Origin of the sequence: Neisseria sp. HMSC078H04 (assembly GCF_001838135.1) — a bacterium.
In the GTDB taxonomy this organism is placed as follows: Bacteria; Pseudomonadota; Gammaproteobacteria; order Burkholderiales; family Neisseriaceae; genus Neisseria.
Window position 1 is genome coordinate 363,521 of sequence record NZ_KV835849.1, and the last position, 20,039, is coordinate 383,559.

The 20,039-nt window shown below is 49.6% G+C and carries 16 protein-coding genes and 1 other RNA gene; 5 read left to right on the top strand and 12 right to left on the bottom strand.

From position 1 onward, the window contains the following. Window positions 1-72: 72 nt before the first annotated feature. The 4 genes from HMPREF2560_RS07465 to HMPREF2560_RS07480 form a co-directional block, all read right to left on the bottom strand. Window positions 73-840, bottom strand: coding sequence for an amino acid ABC transporter ATP-binding protein (locus HMPREF2560_RS07465; protein ID WP_004520600.1), 768 nt, complete (start codon window positions 838-840; stop codon window positions 73-75). Between the two features lie 9 nt (window positions 841-849). Continuing rightward, window positions 850-1,566, bottom strand: a complete 717-nt coding sequence (locus tag HMPREF2560_RS07470) for an amino acid ABC transporter permease (protein ID WP_083306189.1) — start codon at window positions 1,564-1,566, stop codon at window positions 850-852. Further along, window positions 1,556-2,380, bottom strand: a complete 825-nt coding sequence (locus HMPREF2560_RS07475; RefSeq protein WP_036490794.1) for an amino acid ABC transporter substrate-binding protein — start codon at window positions 2,378-2,380, stop codon at window positions 1,556-1,558. Before HMPREF2560_RS07475 ends, HMPREF2560_RS07470 begins: the two co-directional genes overlap by 11 nt. Window positions 2,381-2,534: 154 nt before the next feature. Continuing rightward, window positions 2,535-4,445 carry an alpha-amylase family protein gene (locus HMPREF2560_RS07480; RefSeq protein WP_070734817.1) on the bottom strand — a complete coding sequence of 637 codons (1,911 nt, stop codon included), beginning with the start codon at window positions 4,443-4,445 and terminating at the stop codon, window positions 2,535-2,537. A gap of 667 nt (window positions 4,446-5,112) precedes the next feature. Here HMPREF2560_RS07480 and HMPREF2560_RS07485 point away from each other — a divergent pair. The 3 genes from HMPREF2560_RS07485 to HMPREF2560_RS07495 are packed head-to-tail and all read left to right on the top strand — an operon-like array spanning window position 5,113 to window position 8,038. Beyond that, window positions 5,113-5,892 (top strand): (Fe-S)-binding protein, encoded by a 780-nt coding sequence (locus HMPREF2560_RS07485; protein ID WP_049323225.1) that lies wholly within the window; start codon window positions 5,113-5,115, stop codon window positions 5,890-5,892. Then, the gene (locus HMPREF2560_RS07490; RefSeq protein ID WP_003679224.1) at window positions 5,889-6,590 is read left to right on the top strand and encodes a LutC/YkgG family protein; all 702 of its coding nucleotides are present in this window, start codon (window positions 5,889-5,891) and stop codon (window positions 6,588-6,590) included. Before HMPREF2560_RS07485 ends, HMPREF2560_RS07490 begins: the two co-directional genes overlap by 4 nt. Then, window positions 6,587-8,038: a LutB/LldF family L-lactate oxidation iron-sulfur protein gene (locus HMPREF2560_RS07495; protein ID WP_070608326.1), complete on the top strand. Its 1,452-nt coding sequence runs from the start codon at window positions 6,587-6,589 to the stop codon at window positions 8,036-8,038. The genes HMPREF2560_RS07490 and HMPREF2560_RS07495 overlap by 4 nt, the downstream gene beginning before the upstream one ends. A 188-nt stretch (window positions 8,039-8,226) precedes the next feature. Here the strand turns inward: HMPREF2560_RS07495 and HMPREF2560_RS07500 are convergent, their stop codons facing one another. Beyond that, a complete protein-coding gene (locus HMPREF2560_RS07500) occupies window positions 8,227-12,060 on the bottom strand; it encodes a DUF3683 domain-containing protein (protein WP_070608327.1) in 3,834 nt (1,277 codons plus the stop codon). A gap of 260 nt (window positions 12,061-12,320) precedes the next feature. Here HMPREF2560_RS07500 and ffs point away from each other — a divergent pair. Then, window positions 12,321-12,417: signal recognition particle sRNA small type (gene ffs, locus HMPREF2560_RS07505), an RNA gene on the top strand. A gap of 117 nt (window positions 12,418-12,534) precedes the next feature. Here ffs and HMPREF2560_RS07510 read toward each other — a convergent pair. From HMPREF2560_RS07510 to HMPREF2560_RS07525, 4 genes are all read right to left on the bottom strand, one after another. Beyond that, the gene (locus tag HMPREF2560_RS07510) at window positions 12,535-13,752 is read right to left on the bottom strand and encodes a uracil-xanthine permease family protein (protein ID WP_070608328.1); all 1,218 of its coding nucleotides are present in this window, start codon (window positions 13,750-13,752) and stop codon (window positions 12,535-12,537) included. A 167-nt stretch (window positions 13,753-13,919) separates the two neighbouring features. After that, complete coding sequence (locus HMPREF2560_RS07515; RefSeq protein WP_070608329.1) at window positions 13,920-14,231, bottom strand: hypothetical protein; 312 nt, start codon at window positions 14,229-14,231, stop codon at window positions 13,920-13,922. 63 nt (window positions 14,232-14,294) lie between these two features. Beyond that, on the bottom strand, window positions 14,295-14,906 hold the full coding sequence (locus tag HMPREF2560_RS07520; RefSeq protein WP_070608330.1) for a hypothetical protein: 612 nt from the start codon (window positions 14,904-14,906) through the stop codon (window positions 14,295-14,297). Further along, complete coding sequence (locus tag HMPREF2560_RS07525) at window positions 14,906-16,168, bottom strand: multifunctional CCA addition/repair protein (protein ID WP_070608331.1); 1,263 nt, start codon at window positions 16,166-16,168, stop codon at window positions 14,906-14,908. The genes HMPREF2560_RS07520 and HMPREF2560_RS07525 overlap by 1 nt, the downstream gene beginning before the upstream one ends. Before the next feature lie 192 nt (window positions 16,169-16,360). On the opposite strand from HMPREF2560_RS07525, the gene ung reads away from it, so the two are divergent. Beyond that, the gene (gene ung, locus HMPREF2560_RS07530) at window positions 16,361-17,020 is read left to right on the top strand and encodes a uracil-DNA glycosylase (protein ID WP_070608332.1); all 660 of its coding nucleotides are present in this window, start codon (window positions 16,361-16,363) and stop codon (window positions 17,018-17,020) included. Between the two features lie 54 nt (window positions 17,021-17,074). Here the strand turns inward: ung and HMPREF2560_RS07535 are convergent, their stop codons facing one another. From HMPREF2560_RS07535 to cysT, 3 genes are all read right to left on the bottom strand, one after another. Continuing rightward, window positions 17,075-18,148 carry a sulfate/molybdate ABC transporter ATP-binding protein gene (locus HMPREF2560_RS07535; protein ID WP_049336114.1) on the bottom strand — a complete coding sequence of 358 codons (1,074 nt, stop codon included), beginning with the start codon at window positions 18,146-18,148 and terminating at the stop codon, window positions 17,075-17,077. Further along, window positions 18,145-19,005, bottom strand: a complete 861-nt coding sequence (cysW, locus tag HMPREF2560_RS07540) for a sulfate ABC transporter permease subunit CysW (RefSeq protein ID WP_049336112.1) — start codon at window positions 19,003-19,005, stop codon at window positions 18,145-18,147. Before cysW ends, HMPREF2560_RS07535 begins: the two co-directional genes overlap by 4 nt. An 84-nt stretch (window positions 19,006-19,089) precedes the next feature. Beyond that, the gene (cysT, locus tag HMPREF2560_RS07545; protein ID WP_070608333.1) at window positions 19,090-19,926 is read right to left on the bottom strand and encodes a sulfate ABC transporter permease subunit CysT; all 837 of its coding nucleotides are present in this window, start codon (window positions 19,924-19,926) and stop codon (window positions 19,090-19,092) included. Window positions 19,927-20,039 lie beyond the last annotated feature (113 nt).

The following is a 20,039-nucleotide window of genomic DNA, read 5'->3' on the forward strand; positions in this document are numbered from 1 at the left end:
TCTATTTCACTTATTCAGACGGCCTTTATGAAATGACAGTCGGAAATGCTTTCAAATTGTCTGCTGTTTCAATTAAATTTGAAGATCGGCATTGTCCGCACGGATTTGGCGCAGGAATTTTTGTGTCCGCTCATGTTTGGGATGATTGAACAAATCTTGCGGGCTGCCTTGTTCGACAATAACGCCGCCGTCCATCACGACAACGGTAGTTGCCACTTCTAAGGCGAATTTGATTTCATGCGTAACGACAACCATGGTCCAGCCTTCTTGTGCCAATTCCTTCATGGTATCCAAAACATCTTGCACTAATTCAGGGTCAAGCGCGGAAGTCGGTTCGTCAAACAGCATCAGTTCAGGCTGAATCGCCAATGCTCGGGCAATGCCGACGCGTTGCTGTTGACCGCCGGAAAGCTGGTAGGGGTAGAGGTCAATCTTATCGCCCAAACCGACTTTTTTAAGCAATTTGACAGCCTCTTCACGCGCTTTGGCGACAGGCTTGCCTTGTACGGCAACCGGCCCTTCCATAACGTTTTCCAACGCAGTTTTATGCGGAAAAAGGTTGTATTGTTGGAACACCATGCCGGACTTGCGGCGCAGTGCCAAAATATCGTGTTTGCTTGGTTTTTTGGAAAAATCGATGCTTAACGGCTGCGCATTGTCAAACTCGATTTGACCTTGTTCTGGCATTTCCAAAGCGTTTAAACAGCGTAAAAACGTGGTTTTGCCTGAGCCGGAAGGTCCTAGGATAACGACCACTTGTCCTTTGCCGACATCCAAATCGATGCCGCGCAAAATGGTATTTTCGCCAAAGGTCTTATGGATATTGCGGATTTTAATCATGACAACTCCTTATTTGGCGACATAACGGTCAAAACGTTTTTCCAAACGCGTCTGAATCAAAAACAGCACTTTGCAGAAACACCAATAAACTAATGCGGCTTCGATATAAACGGGCAAAAAGTCATAAGTACGGTTTGCTGTCTCTTGGGCAACACGGAAAAGCTCGGTTACCGTTACCACTGCGGCAAGCGAGGTGTTTTTGAACAGGCCGATAAACTCGTTGCTCAAAGGCGGTACGGCAACGCGGAATGCCTGCGGTGCGACAATGCGACGGAAAGTCTGCATATAGGTCATACCGATGGAGAAACCTGCTTCCCATTGGCCTTTAGGTACGGACAAAATTGCCGCGCGTATGGTTTCGGAAGCGTATGCACCGACATTGAGCGAAAAGCCGATGATGGCGGCAGGAATCGGGTCGATATAGATGCCGACGGAAGGCAAACCATAGAATACGATGACCAACTGCACCAAAAGCGGCGTACCGCGAATGACGGAAATATAAAATTCCACCAGCTTCAGCAAGCATTTTTGGAAAATGCCGCCGGAAGGCATGATTCTCACCAAAGCAACGGCTACGGCAATAATCATGCCGATAACGAAAGAAGCGATCGCCAAAGGCAAAGACACTGCGAAGCCGGCTTTAACCATGGGCCAAAACGCGCTGATGAGCATATCAGCGCGTGTTTCCGTCATAAACGGCAGAGAGGCAAGGAAATTATTTAACACTGATGTCTTTTCCGAAGAATTGTTCGCCCAGTTTTTTCAGCGTGCCGTCGGCTTTCAGTTCAGTCATGGCTGTGCTGAATTTAGCCAATGCTTCATCATTGCCTTTATTGACAATCAAGCCGGAGCCGACTTTTTCGTCAGCCGGGGCAGACCAAACGATTTTTACACCGGCATTCGGATTTTTCTTCAGATAGTCCAATACCGCCAATTCGTCGTTCAGGGTTGCATCGGCACGTTTTTGTTCAATCAGGGTCAGAGATTGTGCCAAACCATCTACCGGTACGAGTTCAGCTCCTGCTGCTTTGGCTTTTTCGCCATAGTTACTGGTCAGGGATTGTGCGGTTTTGACGCCTTTGATGTCGTCGATGGATTTGATGTTGCTGTCTTTACGGGCAACCAATACGGCACCGCTCCAGCTGTAAGGTTCGGATTTGTCAAAAGTTGCTTGACGCTCAGGGCTGGTCAGGCCGACTTGGTTGGCAACCACGTCGAAACGGCCGGCTTTCAAACCTGCCATCATAGAGTCCCATTGTGTTTCTTTAAATTCGACTTTTACGCCTAGTTTGTCGGCGACTGCACGGGTTACTTCGACATCGTAGCCGGTCAATTTGCCGTCTTTATCGTGGTAGGTGAAGGGTGCATAAGTACCTTCCGTACCGACAGTGATGGTACCTTTGTTGTTGATACGCTCAATCAGTGAGCCGGAGGCCGCGCCGGATTGGGCCGGTGCGGAAGAAGCTGAGTTGCTGCCTTCGCCGCCGCAAGCAGCCAAAACTACTGCAGCGATGGTGCCGAGTACGAATTTTTTCAACATGGATTTTTACTCCTGATTTTCAGTGTGTCATCTGGTATTAAAGCATGCATTCTAAGCGAAACTGCCCAAAATACAAAATACATCTTATTTCTTAAAAGGCCGTCTGAACGCTGATTTGTTCAGGCGGCCTTCAATGATGTATAAAAAATTCAGCTTATGCAATTTCAAGCCACATGACTTGATAGGGTTGCAGTACCAAATCCTGATTCAGAGAAACGGTTTGGCCGCTGATTAAATCATGTGCTTTAAACGGCATGGCCTGCAGCGTATGCGCACTGATGGTTTGCGGATGTTCGCTGAAGTTGCCGAATGCCAAAAGCGCGTTGTTGCGCATATAGCCGATGATGTGTTTGTTGTTGGTGTTGAAGGTGACCAATCTGCCGCCATTAAAGCGCGGATTGCTTTGGCGGATGGCAATCATATGGCGCAAACCTTGGAAGATTTGACCGGCAGTGGTCGAGCTGTCATGGCGTTGCTTGTACAACTCCTCATTATAACGAGGACGGTGTGCCCAGCGGCTGTCGTCGCTCTTATTGCTGTCTTGCGACCAGTCGTCATCATTGAGCGTACCCACTTCATCGCCCAAGTAAATCAGCGGCAGACCGCCGGTACTCAGAGCGATGCTGTACAAAAGTTTGATGCGGTCAACGGCGTACGGGTCATTTTGAGCCAAACCAACCAATGCTGCGGCTGTACCGCTGACACGGCAGTCGCCAGTGCTTGGGTTGTATTGGAAGGGGACGCCGCGCGCGAAGCTGCCGTCAAAATGGTTGACGAAGAAGCGGTTGAGGAATTGTCGGTGGTCGTAGCCGTGGATGCCGAACTGCCATGCGTCCTCATCGGCAAATGTCCAGCCGATGTCGTCATGGCTGCGGACGTAGTTAACCCATGCAGTGTGGTCGGGCAGGTTGTGGCGGTAGGTCAGTGCTTGATGGAGCAGGTTGACTTCGCGCGTGGCAAGCGTGTTCCACAACAATGCCATTTGCAATGGGTTGTAGCCGATTTGGCATTCATCTTGGCTGATGTATTGGACAACTTGGTCGGGGTGGACAATGGCTTCGGATTTGAAGAACACGGCCGGGGCGGCAATACGCATGACGGAGTTAAGCGCACGAATCAGAGCGTGTGCCTGAGGCAGGTTTTCGCAGCTTGTGCCCATTTGTTTCCAAATAAAGGCAACGGCGTCCATGCGCAGAATATCAACGCCCAAGTTGGCAAGGAACATCATTTCTCCTGCCATAGCGCGGAACACCCAAGGATTGCTGTAATTTAAGTCCCATTGGAAGGAATTGAACGTCGTCCATACCCAGCGTCCGTCTTCCAGTTGGGAAAAGCCGCCCGGGTGTTGGTCGGGGAAGATTTCGCGCAGGGTGCGGTCGTATTGGTCGGGCGTCCAACGGTCAGGAAAAATGTAGTAGAAATTGTCGTAGAGCGGATCACCGGCGGCGCAGCGTTTTGCCCATTCGTGTTCATTGGAAGTGTGGTTGAAGATGAAATCGACAACGGCGGAAATGCCTGCTTCGTGCAGTGCGGCAATGACATCGCGCAAGTCGTCTATTGTGCCCAAAGCTGGATTGACATCGCGGTAGCTGCTGACTGCATAGCCGCCGTCGCTTTTGCCTTCGGGACATTTAAACAGGGGCATCAGGTGCAGATAGGTCAGACCCAATTCTTGGAAATAAGGGATTTGGGCTTTCAAACCTTGCAGATCGCCTGCGAACAAATCGACGTAGCACACGCCGCCAACCTGTTTGTTGGACAAAATCCAGTCAGGATCGTTTTCGCGCGTGATATCAATATCTTTTAAAGATGCGTTGCGTTGGGAATAGCTTTGCCATGCTTGGGCAATCAGTTGTTCCAGCATGGGGAGGACGGCTTCGTTGTTGTTGTAAACGTTGTCCAGCTCGTGCATCAGTTTGGGAAAGTGTTCTTCAAGCCGTCTGTCAAACTGTTTCCAGTCTTCAGATGCCTCAATGCTTGCACGCTGTTCGGGGGTATAAATCGATAGGGTGCGTTCTTTAAGGTGATGCAAGGTCAAATCAACCTGTTGAGTCTGGGTCAACATAATGCCTACTCCGAAGTTAAGGTGAAATTGTTTTGAAGCTTGGTTTCACTTCTTTTGCAAATCCATGCCGATTGTGGGCGGCTAAGACTGTAATTTTGCGTCAAGAAACTGTCTCAATGATACTGGAAGTGCTTGAGTGTGCATAGGGTTTTCAAGGTTAAGGAAGAGGTTTTTTCAAGTGTTTGATTTTGATTAAAAGTAGGGTTGAGCGGATGGCAAGAAGCCTTTTGAGGAGGTTATCTTTCAGACGGCCTGAGTCTTGTGAGAAAAACTTTTATTTTTATTATCTTAGATATCTTTTTATTCCAATATGGCCGTCTGAAACATATTTACAGCATAGCGGATTGCTTGTTTCGTCTAAAAACGTGTCATAGCGATTAAATTCATGACTTCTGATGTAAATCAAAATTCTATAAAGAGGTAGTTGTTGTGTTTTAAATAGAGGGGGGATGTACGAGTTTCATTTATTAAAAAATGAATCCATTATTTTTCTTATTGATAGTGGTTATTATGTAGATTATCAAGTTAATAAGGGAAAGGTGTCTGTCTGGTTTGTCATGCTTTTTTAATATTATTTTTTAAAATTAGACTTGACCCATTACAAGCAATTACTTAAAGTACCCATCTTATTTTTACACAAGAAAACGGGCTGTCCCGTTCCAAAAAAATGAGCGCAATCAAACCACCACAAATCACCGTATTCGACAGCAAGCCAACCGATGCTTATTTCTTCGGTACTTGCGTTCTCGACCTTTTCATGCCGGAAGCAGGCATGGATGCCATCACTTTAATCGAACAACAGGGCATCCGTATCCATTATCCGATGGAGCAAAGCTGCTGCGGTCAACCGGCCTATTCGTCAGGTCATCCTAAAGAAGCCTTTGATGTTGCCAAAGCGCAACTGGATTTATTCCCTGAAAATTGGCCTATTGTCGTGCCTTCTGGTTCTTGCGGCGGTATGATGAAACACCACTGGCCGACTTTGTTCAAAGGCACCGAGTACGAACAAAAAGCCATTGATTGCGCCAATCGTATCATTGAATTTACCCACTTCCTGCTGGCGATTGGTTACAAACCTGAAGATAAAGGCGAGCCGGTTAAAGTGGCTGTCCATACTTCCTGCGCGGCACGTCGTGAGATGAATGTCCATTTGTCAGGCTGGCAGCTGATTGACGGCATGGAAAATGTTGAACGTATCGTTCACGACCATGAAAGCGAATGCTGCGGTTTTGGCGGTACATTCTCTGTGAAACAGGCTGATATTTCCGGCGCGATGGTAACCGACAAAGTTGCAGCACTGAAAGAAACAGGAGCAACTGAAATCATCAGCGCGGACTGCGGCTGCATGATGAATATCGGTGGCAAAATTGCCAAAGACGAACCCAATATGCCACGTCCGAAACATATTGCATCTTTCCTGTTGGAACGTACCGGAGGTAAAGCATGAGCGCGCGCGAAAATATTTTAGCGAAATTGAAAAAAGCCGATGCCTTGCCGATGGAAGAACCGCCGGTTTTCGATTATTACCGTGAAATGGGTGTTTCTTGGGCAAACGATGTCGAACGCTTGAAACATTGGGCAGCTGCCATGCGTGCCGTCAAAACTGAAATCTATTGGGTTACCAAATCCAACTGGCCGCAAGTATTCCGTCAAGCAGCCGAAGGCAAAGGCTTGAAAAACATTCTGCTCCCATTGGAAACAGAACATGGTCAGCTGGCCCGTGCAGCTTTGGCCGATACCAATATTGAACCTCGTGGTTTTGAGCGAAAAATTGACGACTGGAAAAACGAATTCTTTACCGATATTGAGGCTGGTTTTAGCGGCTCTAAATGCGGTATTGCCCGTACCGGTACGATTATGCTGGAGTCCAGCCCTGTCGAGCCGCGCAGCCTGAGTTTGGTTCCGCCTGTGCATTTCTGCTTGTTTGACACCAGCAAAATGTACAACGAATTCCATAATGCTGTTGAAGGCGAAAAATTGGTAGAAAAAGGCATGCCTACCAACGTTATTTTGATTTCCGGCCCGTCTAAGACTGCTGATATTCAATTGACTTTGGCCTATGGTGCACACGGCCCGCGCGATTTGGTGGTTTTGGCCGTTCTGCCTGATCACATTTCCCCTGCCGATTTGGAGGAAAAAGCATGAGTTCCCAAACCATTAAATTCCATATGAAGCCGGAAACATTCAAGCAAAACGCCGCGATTTCTTTGCAAGACAAGCCTCTGCGTAAAAGCTTGCGCACAGCGATGGATATGCTGATGACCAAGCGCAAAGCCGTTTTGACAGATGAAGAAGAGCTGCAAAGCCTGCGTGACTTGTGTGAGCATGTCCGTCAACGTTCGTTGTCCAAATTGCCTGCATTATTGGAACAGTTGGAAGAAAACCTGACCAAGTTGGGCGTTAAAGTCCACTGGGCGGAAACACCTGCCGAAGCCTGCCAAATCATTCACAACATCATTACCGATAAAAACGGTAAGCTGATGGTGAAAGGCAAATCTATGGTCAGCGAAGAGATTGAGCTGAACCATTATCTGCAAGATCAAGGCATTAAAGCGATTGAGAGCGACTTGGGCGAGTTTATCGTTCAAATGGCCGGTGAGAAACCAACCCATATCGTGATGCCTGCCATTCACAAGACCAAAGAGCAGGTTAGCGAGCTTTTCCATCAAAACCTCGGCACTCCATTAACAGATGATGTAGACCAGCTGACCGGATTTGCGCGTAAAGCATTGCGCGATATTTACAGTACTGCCGATGTCGGTTTGAGCGGTGTGAACTTTGCCGTTGCGGAAACAGGCACTTTGTGTCTGGTCGAAAACGAAGGCAACGGCCGCTTGAGTACCACTGTACCGCCTGTGCATATTGCCGTTACCGGTATTGAAAAAGTGGTTGCGAAGCTGTCGGATGTTCCGCCTTTGTACAGCCTGTTGCCACGCTCCGCCATTGGTCAGAACATTACCACTTATTTCAATATGATTACCGGTCCTCGCCGTAGCGAAGAGCTGGACGGTCCTCAAGAAATGCACTTGGTACTGCTTGATAACGGCCGTAGCCAAGCTTATGCAGAAGATCAAATGCGCCGTACCTTGCAATGTATCCGTTGCGGTGCGTGTATGAACCATTGTCCGGTTTATACCCGTATCGGTGGTGCGGCTTACGGTACGACTTATCCCGGTCCGATTGGTGAGATTATCTCTCCACATTTGTTGGGCTTGGATGCGACACGCGATCTGCCGACTGCGTGTACCATGTGTGGCGCCTGTGTTGAAGTTTGTCCAGTACGCATTCCGATTACCGAACAAATGCAACGTCTGCGTGTTGAAGCGCAACGTTCGCCAACAGAAACCGTTCCACATCCTATCCGTGGTCAAGGTGCATCGCATACTTTCGGCGAACAAATGGCATGGCGTACGTTTGACGGTATTTTCAGCGGCAGTAAAGCTTACCGTGCATTCGGTTGGACAGCCTCTAAATTCCGTGCATTGACACCAAGGAAACAGCTGGGCTGGACGGATAACCGTGTTCCGATGAAACCGGCTAAGAAAACGCTGCATCAAATGATGGCAGAGAAACTTCAGAAAGAAAAAGCATAAGGCTTGATAAATAAAACCTGAGGAATAAAAGGCTTCAGGTTTTATTTTTTATTAAATGGTGCTGGTGTGGCATCGCTATTTGTAAAGGCGTTTGATTTGATTATTTTATCTTGATTCTTTTGAATAAAAAGGCCGTCTGAAAGATTTTCAGACGGCCTTTATTACAGCCAAAAGTTTTGCCTAAGTCCTTAGAGCAATACTTTTTCTACACCACCGTTATTGGCTTTTTTCACAAACTCATCCAGCCAGTTTTCGCCGAGGATGTGTTTCGCCATTTCGATGACGATGTAGTCTGCAGGCATATTGTTGTCATCGGAGTAGCGGCTCAAGCCTTGCAGGCAGGCTGGGCAGGAGGTAAGCATTTTGACAGGTTCGCCTTGCGGCAGCTCTTTGAGGTTTTTCTCAATTTCCTCTTGTTTGCGGAACTTGACCTGAGTGGCAATGTCTGGCCGTTTGACGGCAAACATACCGGACTCGCCGCAGCAGCGGTCGCTTAAGACGACTTTCTGTCCCATCAGGCTGCTGGCCATTTGGGTGGCATTCATGGTTTTGATCGGGGTATGGCAAGGGTCGTGGTAGAGGTATTGCTGGCCTTTTACGCCGTTTAGTTGCACCCCTTTTTCAAGCAGATATTCGTGGATGTCGATGATACGGCAGCCTGGGAAGATTTCCTCAAAACGGTATTTTTCCAGTTGGTCATAGCAGGTACCGCAACTGACGACGACGGTTTTAATGTCGAGGTAGTTGAGGGTGTTTGCCATACGGTGGAAAGCCACGCGGTTGTTGGTGCTCATTTCTTCGGCTTTAGCCTTATTGCCTCCAGCGTCTTGCGGATAGCCGCAACACATATAGCCGGGCGGCAGGACGGTTTGTACACCGACATGCCAGAGCATGGCTTGAACGGCAAGTCCGATTTGGCTGAACAGACGCTCAGAGCCGCAACCTGGGAAGTAGAACACGGCTTCGGCATCTTCCGGAGAAGCCGGATTGCGGATGATAGGAATACTCTTGTCGTCTTCTATACCCAGCATGGAGCGTGGAGTTTTAGCAGGCACGCTTTTGGGTAAAGGACGGTTGATGAAGTGGATAACCTGTTCTTTGATTGAGGCAGTACCGACCGTAGCTTTGGGTTCGGCTTTTTGCTTTTGGGTACCGATTGGAAGAAGTTTGCCGATTTTGTAGGCAAAGTTTTGCGCAGGGAAGCCGGTCTGTATCATGGCGGCGCGAAGGGCTTTGATGGTTTTTGGGCCTGTGGCGTTCAAAAATGCCATGCCCATTGAAGCCGCAGGCGCAAAGCGTTTGTGGCCGGAATCGGCAAGGTAGTTGCGGACGGCTACGGTAACGTCGCCGAAGTCGATGTTGACAGGGCAGGGCTTAACGCAGCGGTGGCACACGGTACAGTGGTCGCCGATGTCCATCAGTTCTTCAAAATGTTTGACGGAAACGCCGCGACGGGTTTGTTCTTCGTATAAGAAGGCTTCGGTCAAGAGCCCCACGCCGAGGATTTTGTTGCGTGGGCTGTACAACAAGTTGGCACGCGGGACGTGAGTAGAGCAAACAGGTTTGCATTTGCCGCAGCGCAGGCAGTCTTTGACGGAATCGGCGATGGTGCCGAGGTCTGATTTTTCCATAATCAGCGATTCCGCCCCCAAAAGCTCGAAGGACGGCGTATAGGCGTTGCGCAGGTCCGAGCCTTTCATCAGTTTGTGACGGTTGAAGGTGTGTTTCGGATCGACTTGGTTTTTGTAGTTCCAAAACGGTTGTAAATCTTCATCGGTCAAAAATTCGAGTTTGGTAATGCCGATGCCGTGTTCGCCGGAAATTACGCCGCCGAGCGAACGGGCGATTTTCATAATGCGTTCGACCGAACGATAGGCCGTCTGAAGCATTTCGGCATCGTCTGAGTTAACCGGAATATTGGTGTGAACGTTACCGTCGCCGGCGTGCATATGCAGGGCGACAAAGACGCGGCTGCGTACGGTTTTGGCGTGGATTTTGCCCAAGCCTTCGATGATTTTGGTGTCGGTTTTGCCGCTGAAGATTTCAGAAAGTGGCTTCATTACGTCTGCTTTGACAGACACGCGCAGGCGGAAATCGCGGAAGGCAATAAAGCAGCTTTCATTGTCTTTGGCTTCGGGCGCGGCGTGGACGGCTGCGCCATAGCGGACTTTATAGTCGGCAAGTGGTGCGTCTAAGTTAGCAAGCAACCATTCCCAACGCGCTTTGACAGCGGAAACGTGGGCCAGGGCGTGTTTGCCGCGTTCGCCCAACAGTTCGGCGGTTGGCAGGTCTGTTCCCATTTTGTCGATGGGGAGTTTGCCGGACAGATATTGCTCCAAGGCGGCACAGAGTTTGAGCTTGTTTTGGATGGAAAGCTCAATGTTGATGCGTTCGATGCCGTCTGAATACTCACCGAGTCTTTCGAGTGGGATTACCACGTCTTCATTGATTTTAAAGGCGTTGGTGTGTTTGGCGATGGCGGCGGTGCGGCTGCGGTCGAGCCAGAAGGTTTTGCGTGCTTCGGGCGACACGGCGATAAAGCCTTCGCCGTCGCGTGCGCGGGCGAGTTCGCAGATATGTTCGGCGGCTGCCTGTACGGCGGCTTCGTCGTCGGAAACCACGTCTGCCAGCAAGACCATTTTAGGTCGGCCTTTGCCTGCCGCTTTGGTGGCATAACCGACGGCGCGGACGTAACGCCAGTCTAAATGCTCCAAACCGGCCAATCGTACGCTTTCATGGTCAAGCAGGAAATCGCGGATTTCGACAATAGACGGCGTTGCGGTGGCGACCGTGCCGAAAAACTCCATACACACGGTGCGCGTGTATTTCGGCATTTTATGCAATACGAAGGCAACGCTGGTGATGATGCCGTCCGTACCTTCTTTTTGCACGCCGGGCAGGCCGCTCAAGAATTTGTCGGTAACGTCTTTGCCCAAACCGACTTTGCGGAATTTGTGGCCGGGGATTTCCAAACGTTTGGTATTGACAATATTGCGGCCGTCTGAATCCAGCGTATGTACGTTAAACACGGCGGTTTCTTCATCGTGGATTTTGCCAAAATTGTGATGCACACGTTCGATACGCAACCATTCGCCTTGAGGGTTAACCATGTTCCAGTAGGCGAGGTTGTCCAAGGCAGTACCCCACAGCACGGCTTTTTTACCGCCTGCGTTCATCGCCACATTACCGCCCACGCAAGACGCATCGGCGGAAGTTGGATCGACGGCGAACACCAAACCTGCCTGATGCGCGGTTTCTTCCACTCGTCGGGTCACCACGCCTGCGCCGCAATTGATAATTGGATGTCTGCCATCCAAGCCTGCCAGCTCAACGTATTCGACGCCGCGATGCTTGTCGAGTTTTTCGGTATTGATGACTGCGCTGTTTGCGTCCAAAGGTACTGCGCCGCCGGTATAACCCGTACCGCCGCCGCGCGGGATAATAACCAAGTCTAACTCGATTAAGGCGCGCACCAAAGGCGCAATTTCTGCCTCGGTATCAGGATTGACGACGACAAATGGATACTCCACGCGCCAGTCGGTCGCATCGGTAACGTGTGTTACGCGTGCCAAGCCGTCAAACATGATGTTGTGCGGCTTGGTAATTTTGCTTAAGCGTTCCAAAATTTGATGGCGTTTTTGGCTGGTTTCATCAAAATTGCTATCAAAACACTCCACTGCTTTTTCTGCTGCGGCAACCAAGACATCCACTTGCTGATTGTCGTCGCGGCGCTTGCGGATTTCATTTAAGCGGTGGCGCATTTCGCGAACCAGCGCGACGCGGCGTTTTGGGTGCTCCAGCAAGTCATCGACCAGATACGGATTGCGCACGACCACCCAAATATCGCCCAATACTTCAAACAACATTCGTGCCGAACGTCCTGTTTTGCGTTGATCGCGCAGGTCTTGCAGGATTTGCCACGCTTCGTTGCCCAACAGACGGATAACGATTTCGCGGTCGGTATAAGAAGTATAGTTATAGGGAATTTCTCGAATACGCTGAGGGGCAGTAGTCGTGGTCATGGTCGTGTTCCGTTGATGGATGTAATGTTTTTATATTAAAGGCCGTCTGAAAAATGCGATTTCTTCTTGATGGCGTAAAGTGTTAATGTAGTGTAATTTTCGATATTTTTCAACGGAAAAGACAATAAACATTTCAATGGGAATGATTTGCAACTAGGTAATATTGTTTACAATCTTGTCGTGTAAATGGTTTTCAGACGGCCTGACAGATTTTATCGCTTGAGTTTTTCTGTAAAACCGCTATAATGCGTTTCTTCTATGGCGGGTCTCCCCGCATGGTAATTCGGAACACCGGGTCAGGGGCGGAAGCCAGCAGCCCACTCTGATGAGCCAGTGCCGGGGGTTCGGCTCGCCACCTTATTCAAAAATGCCGGAGATGATAAAGTCTCTGGCATTTTTCATTGTATAAAGCGTAATAAAAAGGCCGTCTGAAATCTCATTTTCAGACGGCCTTTGAGTTTATGAACCAGCTATTTATGCTTCTTCTGATTTTGTATTGGGCAAAACGCAGTTCAGGATAATGGCCAATACGGCGCACAAACCTACACCGGCGAAGCTCAAAGTACCTACTTTGATAATCATGCCGCCGATACCGGTCGTCAATACGGAGCTGACGATAACCAGATTTTTCGGTTGCATCAAATCGACTTTCGCATCAATCAATGTTTTGATGCCCAAAGAGGCGATTGTACCGAACAGCAGCAACATAATGCCGCCCATAACCGGCATGGGAATCGAAGCCAAAAACGCGTTGAACTTACCGAAAAACGCCATGAAAATCGCAAAAATTGCCGCCCAAGTCATGATAACGGGGTTGCTGTTTTTGGTAATCATCACCGCGCCGGTTACCTCGCCGTAAGTGGTCACAGGAGGGCCGCCGATTAAACCGGCTACGCACACGCCCAAGCCGTCTCCGGCGAGGGTTTTGTCCAAGCCCGGGTCTTTGGTGTAGTTTTTGCCGGTTACATTACCGATGGCCATAATGCCGCCGATGTGTTCGATGGCCGGGGCGATGGCGACGGGCAACATAAACAAGGCAGCCTGCCAGTTGACTTGAGGCGTTTCAAAATGAGGGACGGCAAACCAAGGAGCGTTGATGATGGCGCTGGTATCGACCAAGCCCATGATCAAAGCCAACACATAGCCGGAAGCCACGCCGATCAAAATCGGAATCAGCTTCATCATTTTGCTACCGAAGACAGAAACAATGACGGTTACCGCAAAGGTAAAGCCGGAGAGAATCAGCGAGTTGATATAGTCGATGACCTGTTTTCCATCTGCCTGACCCATGGCCATGCTACTGGCTGCAGCGGCCACGGACAAACCGATTACCATAATCACTGGACCGATAACCACGGGCGGCAACAGCTTGTGTACCGCATCCAGACCGCGCCATCTGATCAACGCAGCAAAGACAAAGTACATGAAACCTGCCGCAAACAGACCGAACATGGTAGAAGGCAGGCCCCATTCGCCGATGGAGTAGATAATCGGTGCAATAAAGGCAAAAGAAGAGCCGAGGAAAATCGGCACTTTACGTTTGGTAACCAATTGGAACAACAAGGTGCCCAAGCCTGCGCCCAATAATGCCAAAGCCGGGTTCAGTCCCGTCAGAAGCGGCACAAGCACCATGGCACCGAATGCGACAAACAAAATCTGCGCACCTGCTACCGCCGTTTTAAGCTGGTTCATAAAAGCTCCGAAGAAAATTCAAACGGCGCAGATTATACTGATTTATCCTAGTCGTGAACATTTATTTACAAAAGGCCGTCTGAACAAATGTAACGATGACACCTGTTCAGACGGCCTTGTTCGATAGCGAGTGGTTAGTAACTTATCAAAATCGATTAGGAAAATTTTCAGCCGCGTGTTTCGCGCCAAACCAAATAATCGCGCAGGGGCGGCATGGGCGGATTGATACAGTGCGGGCAGATACCGGTTGTGTCTTCATCGTCGCTGTCGATATGGTAGTCGTTTGGATCGAAGCGCACCTGCTGCATCACAGCTTGCACCAATGCTTGTTCCTGTATGACATCAAATTCAAATTTTTCCAAAATCTCATTCAATAGGCAGATTTCGCCGTCGCTGAAAGATTCGCTGTGTTTGACAATGAGGCGTTGATAATCTTCATTGCTGATTTTTTCGTGAAGTAAATCGGTCTGGATAGTCATGATTTTTATTGTTGAAATAAGGTGGTTAAGTTGCGGATTATAGCAGATATCGTGGTGGCTGTTTTAAAGGCCGTGTTCTGGTTCGGAAAGTGCCTCTGTTTTGGCTTTTTTTGGCATTAGGCTATTTAATTTTGAGTTAATTGCTTGGTAATCGTCGCTATAAAAAAATTCTCCGATATATATGGTTTCCCCATGATAAACAAATGACCATGCACCTTGTTTACTATTTGGTTGTCGTAAGGGGCTGGAGATGGTGGATGTATTCCTTCTCTGGCTCAAATAGTTACGCAGTGTTATTTTAGTGTTTTTAGTATTTGCATGGTTCTCATGTGGCTGCCATTGCGCTATTTCTACGAGTGAAAATTTTTTACCTTTTCCCAATCCAAACAGCGCGAACTGGTGTGAAAGTATTCCATTTTGAACATGAATATGTTCTTGTCCAAAAAGTTGCCACAGTAAGTCATAAATACATTGGAAAGAAAGCAGACCCAAAAATATGAGGAGTATGATATTAAATGCTGATTCAAAGTTTAAATTTGGAATGTTTGCTAATATCAATAGTACGATTACAAGGTCTCTGCAAGTTAATAGAAGTTTGAGTCGGTTACGTATAATTTTTGCTGACAAGGTAATTTTGCTAGGTGTTTGTTCAATTTTATAACGCGAAGATGTCATCAATATCCTCCTATTTTTTCAGCCTGATACGCTTTTTGCAGCGGTGTAATTTGTGCTAAGCGGGCATGATCGATTTGTTCGGCGATAAGGTGCGCTTTTCCTTGCGCGCGACACTCGGTGGCAATTTTGCCTGCATCTACTTGATTGGCGGCTTCAAGTAAGGCCAGCCAGTGTTCACGCTGCGGATAGGGGGTGTCTTCAAGGTTCAGACGGCCTTGTTTGTCGGCCACGCAGACGTTTAAGGCCGTCTGAAAACGTTCGGGGCGGCGGAATGCGTCGGTTTTTTTCAAAACATTCAAAATGGTTTTGCTTTTGAACTGCCTGACTTGATGGAGCATGATGTGCCAACGGCAGACGAGTTCGGCAAGCTCGGCGCAGTGTTTGGGCGCGCGCAGGCGTTGATTGACTTCGCGGACGGGTTCGACGCCGTTAAGGTCGTGTCCGTAGTGTTTCGGCAGTATATCGGCCGGTGTTTTTGCCTTGCCCAAGTCGTGCAATAAGGCAGCATAGCGTTCGGCGAGGGACAGGTTCATCTCGGCGGCTCGTTGTACAACCATCAGCGTATGAATACCGCTGTCGATTTCGGGATGATAGTCGGCGCGTTGCGGTACGCCGAAAAGGGCATCGACTTCGGGCAGTAAAACTTTGAGTGCGCCGCATTCGCGCAAAACTTCAATCATTTTGCGCGGGTTTTTTTCCATCAAGCCTTTGGCCAATTCCTGCCAGACGCGTTCGGCGACTAAAGCGTCCGCTTCGCCGTTTTCTACCATTTGCCGCATCAGCGACATGGTTTCATCGGCAATTTGAAAACCATAACGCGCGGCAAAACGGGCGATACGCAAAATCCGCACGGGATCTTCGGCAAAGGCGGGCGAAACGTGGCGCAGGATGCCGGCCGCCAAATCTTGTTGTCCGCCAAAGGGGTCGATGATCGTGCCGTCTGAATCCTGAGCCATGGCATTGATGGTCAGGTCGCGACGCATCAGGTCTTGTTCCAGCGTAACGTCTTTATCGGCATGAAAACTGAATCCGGCATAGCCTTTGGCGGTTTTGCGCTCGGTACGGGCGAGGGCGTATTCTTCGTGGCTGTCCGGATGGAGAAAGACGGGAAAATCTTTGCCGACCGGCTGATAGCCTTGAGCCAACATGGTTTGCGCATCTGCACCGACGACTACCCAGTCGCGGTCTTTGACGGGCAGGCCTAAAAGATGGTCGCGGACGGCGCCGCCGACAAGATAGGTTTTTATGGTTGGTGTATTCATATAAAAATCGAACGATATAAAAAGGCCGTCTGAAAAGCCGTATCGGGTTTTCAGACGGCCTGATTCAGAATGCTATTATGACGCTTTAGGCTTGTTGCTGTCGATAATCTTCAGTCCGGTGGTGGCAACAAACCATATCGTTATGCGGCATATCCTTTATAATAAGCCCATTCAAATACGGAGCGGTAAATAATGCAGACTTGGCACGAGGCGATTGGTGCGGAAAAAGAAAAGGCGTATTTTCAAACGATTTTGGAGAAGGTGCGCCACGAAAGGCAGGCTGGGATAACCGTTTATCCTCCTGAGCGCGATGTATTCAATGCCTTTCGGACGACAGAGTTTGGAAGTGTAAAGGTTGTGATTTTGGGGCAAGATCCGTATCACGGCGCGGGTCAGGCGCATGGTTTGGCGTTTTCCGTACAGCCTGAAATTGCGGTGCCGCCGTCACTGGTCAATATTTATAAAGAGTTGGCGACGGATATTGAGGGCTTTCAGATTCCGCAACACGGCTATTTGCAGCATTGGGCGGAACAGGGCGTATTGCTGTTGAACACGGTATTGACTGTCCGTGCCGGCTCGGCGCATTCCCATGCGACCCTCGGCTGGGAGGCATTTACCGATGAAGTCATCCGACAATTGGATAAGGAACGCGAGCATTTAGTCTTTATGCTGTGGGGCAGCCATGCGCAGAAGAAAGGCGCGTTTATCGACCGCAATCGCCATTTGGTGCTGACCGCGCCGCACCCTTCGCCTTTATCGGCATATCGCGGCTTTTTTGGCTGCAAACATTTTTCGCAGGCAAACGCTTATTTGCAGGCACATGGTTTAGAGCCGATTGATTGGCAGGTTTAAATAAGATGAAAGGCCGTCTGAAAGCAGATTTTCAGACGGCCTTATGCTTTAGTCTCAAATCGAATATTCAATCAGCTCGTTTTGAGAAAAGACATAAACCTGTTTCGGAATCAGCCTCAATTCTTTGCCTTCGGCGATTTGGTAACGCGCGGCATCGCTGCCTGCCAGCGTGATATGCACGTCTTGTTTGTCGTGTTTTACCACAATATGCGTCAATGCGCCGACGGCGTGGATTTTTTCGATTTTGGCGCGGATCATCGGGGTTTCGTTTTCGGCGGCAAGCTGCCATTCGTGCGGACGGATGTAGCCGATAGCGGTTTGTTCCTGCCATTTGTAGTGCGTGTCCAATTTCCACGCGAAGCCGTTGTAATGCCAGATGCCTTTTTCGATTCTGCCTTCGAAGGCGTCGGTTTCGCCGAGAAATTCGGTAACGAAGGCGTTTTCAGGTTTGCGGTAAATGGCTTCGGCACTGCCGGTTTGCTCGATTTTGCCGTGGTTCATGACGACGATTTCGTCGGAAACTTCAAGGGCTTCTTCTTGGTCGTGCGTCACCAGAATGCTGGTTACGCCTAGGTTGTGATGGATGTCGCGCAGCCAGGTGCGCAATTCTTTGCGCACTTTGGCATCCAGCGCGCCGAAGGGTTCGTCCAAGAGCAGAAGTTTGGGTTCGACGGCGAGGGCGCGGGCGAGGGCGATGCGTTGGCGTTGGCCGCCGGAGAGCTGGTGCGGATAGGATTTGGCGAGTTGGGAAAGCTGCACGAGTTTGAGCAATTCTTCGACTTTGGCGCGGATTTGTTCTTTGGACGGGCGTTCGGACTTGGGCAATACGGTCAAACCGAAGGCGACGTTGTCAAACACGTTCATGTGGCGGAAAAGGGCGTAGTGTTGGAACACGAAGCCGACTTTGCGCTCGCGCACATGCTTGGCGGTTACGTCTTGGCCGTCAAAGAGAATTTGGCCGCCATCGGCGTTTTCCAGTCCGGCGATAATGCGCAGGAGCGTGGTTTTGCCGCAGCCGGATGGGCCGAGCAGGGAAACGAGTTTGCCGGTGGGGACGTTGAGGTTGATGTTTTTCAGCGCGTGGAACGCTCCGAAGTGTTTGTTTAGATTTTGAATAGTAATGCTCATGCTGCGTTCCTTTCAGCGGCGGCGAGTTTTTTGTCTTGTAATTTTGTGATGATGTTTTGCACCAGCAATGTGGCCAAGGCTAAAAGTGCCAATACGCCGGAGAGGGCGAATGCGCCGGTGAAGTTGTATTCGTTGTAGAAGATTTCAACCAAAAGCGGGATGGTGTTGGTTTCGCCGCGGATGTGTCCCGATACCACGCTGACCGCGCCGAATTCGCCCATCGCGCGGGCGTTGGTGAGGATGATGCCGTAGAGCAGCGCCCATTTGATGTTGGGTAGGGTAACGCGCCAAAACATCTGCCAGCCGCTTGCGCCGAGTATTAGCGCGGCCTGTTCTTCGCTGTCGCCCTGCGCCTGCATTAAAGGAATGATTTCGCGCGCGACAAAGGGGAAGGTAACGAACAGCGTCGCCAAAATAATGCCGGGGATGGCGAAGATAATCTGTATGCCTTGCGCTTCAAGCCAGCCGCCCAATGCCGTATGCGTGCCGAACAATAAGACGAACATCAAACCGGCCACCACGGGCGATACGGAAAACGGCAAATCGAGCAGGGTGGTCAGCAACTGCTTGCCGCGAAAGTCGAAACGGGTCAACAGCCACGCCATCGCCACACCCAATACGGCATTGATAGGAACAACAATCAGAGCGGTAATCAGGGTTAATTTGATGGCAGACCATGCTTCGGGATCGGTCAAGGATTGCAGGTATAAATCCCAACCGCCTTTTAAGGCCTCGTAGAATACGGCAACCAAAGGCACGACCAGCATCAGCAGCAGAAAGCCCAAGGCGGTAGCAGTCAGCAATACGCGCAGCCAACGCGGTTCGCTCAGGTTTGGATTGGTAGAATGGGTTTTCATGTTAGTGAAGTCTCTATTTATTCTTGTATCCGTTTAGGCCGTCTAAAAAATGTTTGCTTGATGTTTCAGACGGCCTGTTGTTTGTTAAACCTTCGCTCCGGCACGGCGGCTCAAAGTCCATTGCATAATGTTTAAAATCAGCAGGATGACAAACGAAATCATCAGCATAAACAGAGCAACGGCAGACGCGCCCTGAGCATCGTATTGCTCCAGTTTGCCGGTAATAATCAAGGGCAGGATTTCAGACACCATCGGAATATTGCCCGCGATGAAAATGACCGAGCCGTATTCGCCGGTAGAGCGGGCAAACATCATGCCTGCACCGGTCAACAAGGCCGGTGTGATTTCAGGCAAGAGAACACGGCGGAACGTAGTCCAACGGCTTGCGCCCAAAGTTGCCGCTGCTTCTTCATACTCGCCCGACAATTCTTCCAATACCGGTTGTACGGCGCGGACGATAAAGGGCAGGCTGACGACAATCAGCGCAATCCAAATACCGATGGGCGTAAAGGCGATTTTGATACCCAAAGGCTCGAAAAAACGGCCTATCCAGCCATTGGGCGCATACAGGGTTGCCAACGCAATGCCTGTTACCGCTGTCGGCAGCGCAAACGGCAAATCGACCAAAGCGTTTACCAACCCTTTGCCCGGAAATTCATAGCGCACCAATACCCAGGCGACCAACGTGCCGAACACGATATTGGTTAACATCGCATAAAACGACATCCGCAAGCTCAGCCAGACGGCCGCCAAGACATTGGGTTCGGTAATCGTGTTCCAAAATCCGCTCCAGCCGATTTCCGCCGATTTGGCCGCCATCATCGCAAACGGCAAAACTACCAAAAGCGACAGGCACAAAACCGTCAAACCCAGGCTGAGCTTGAAACCCGGCAATACAGAAGGCGTTTTGAGTAACAACATAATGGCAACCGTCAGAATTTAATACACGCTTACTTTAACAAGGCCGTCTGAAAACTGGAAAGAATGCTTTGTTTGGTATAAAGACGATTTTGTTATATTGAAAAGCTGAAAAG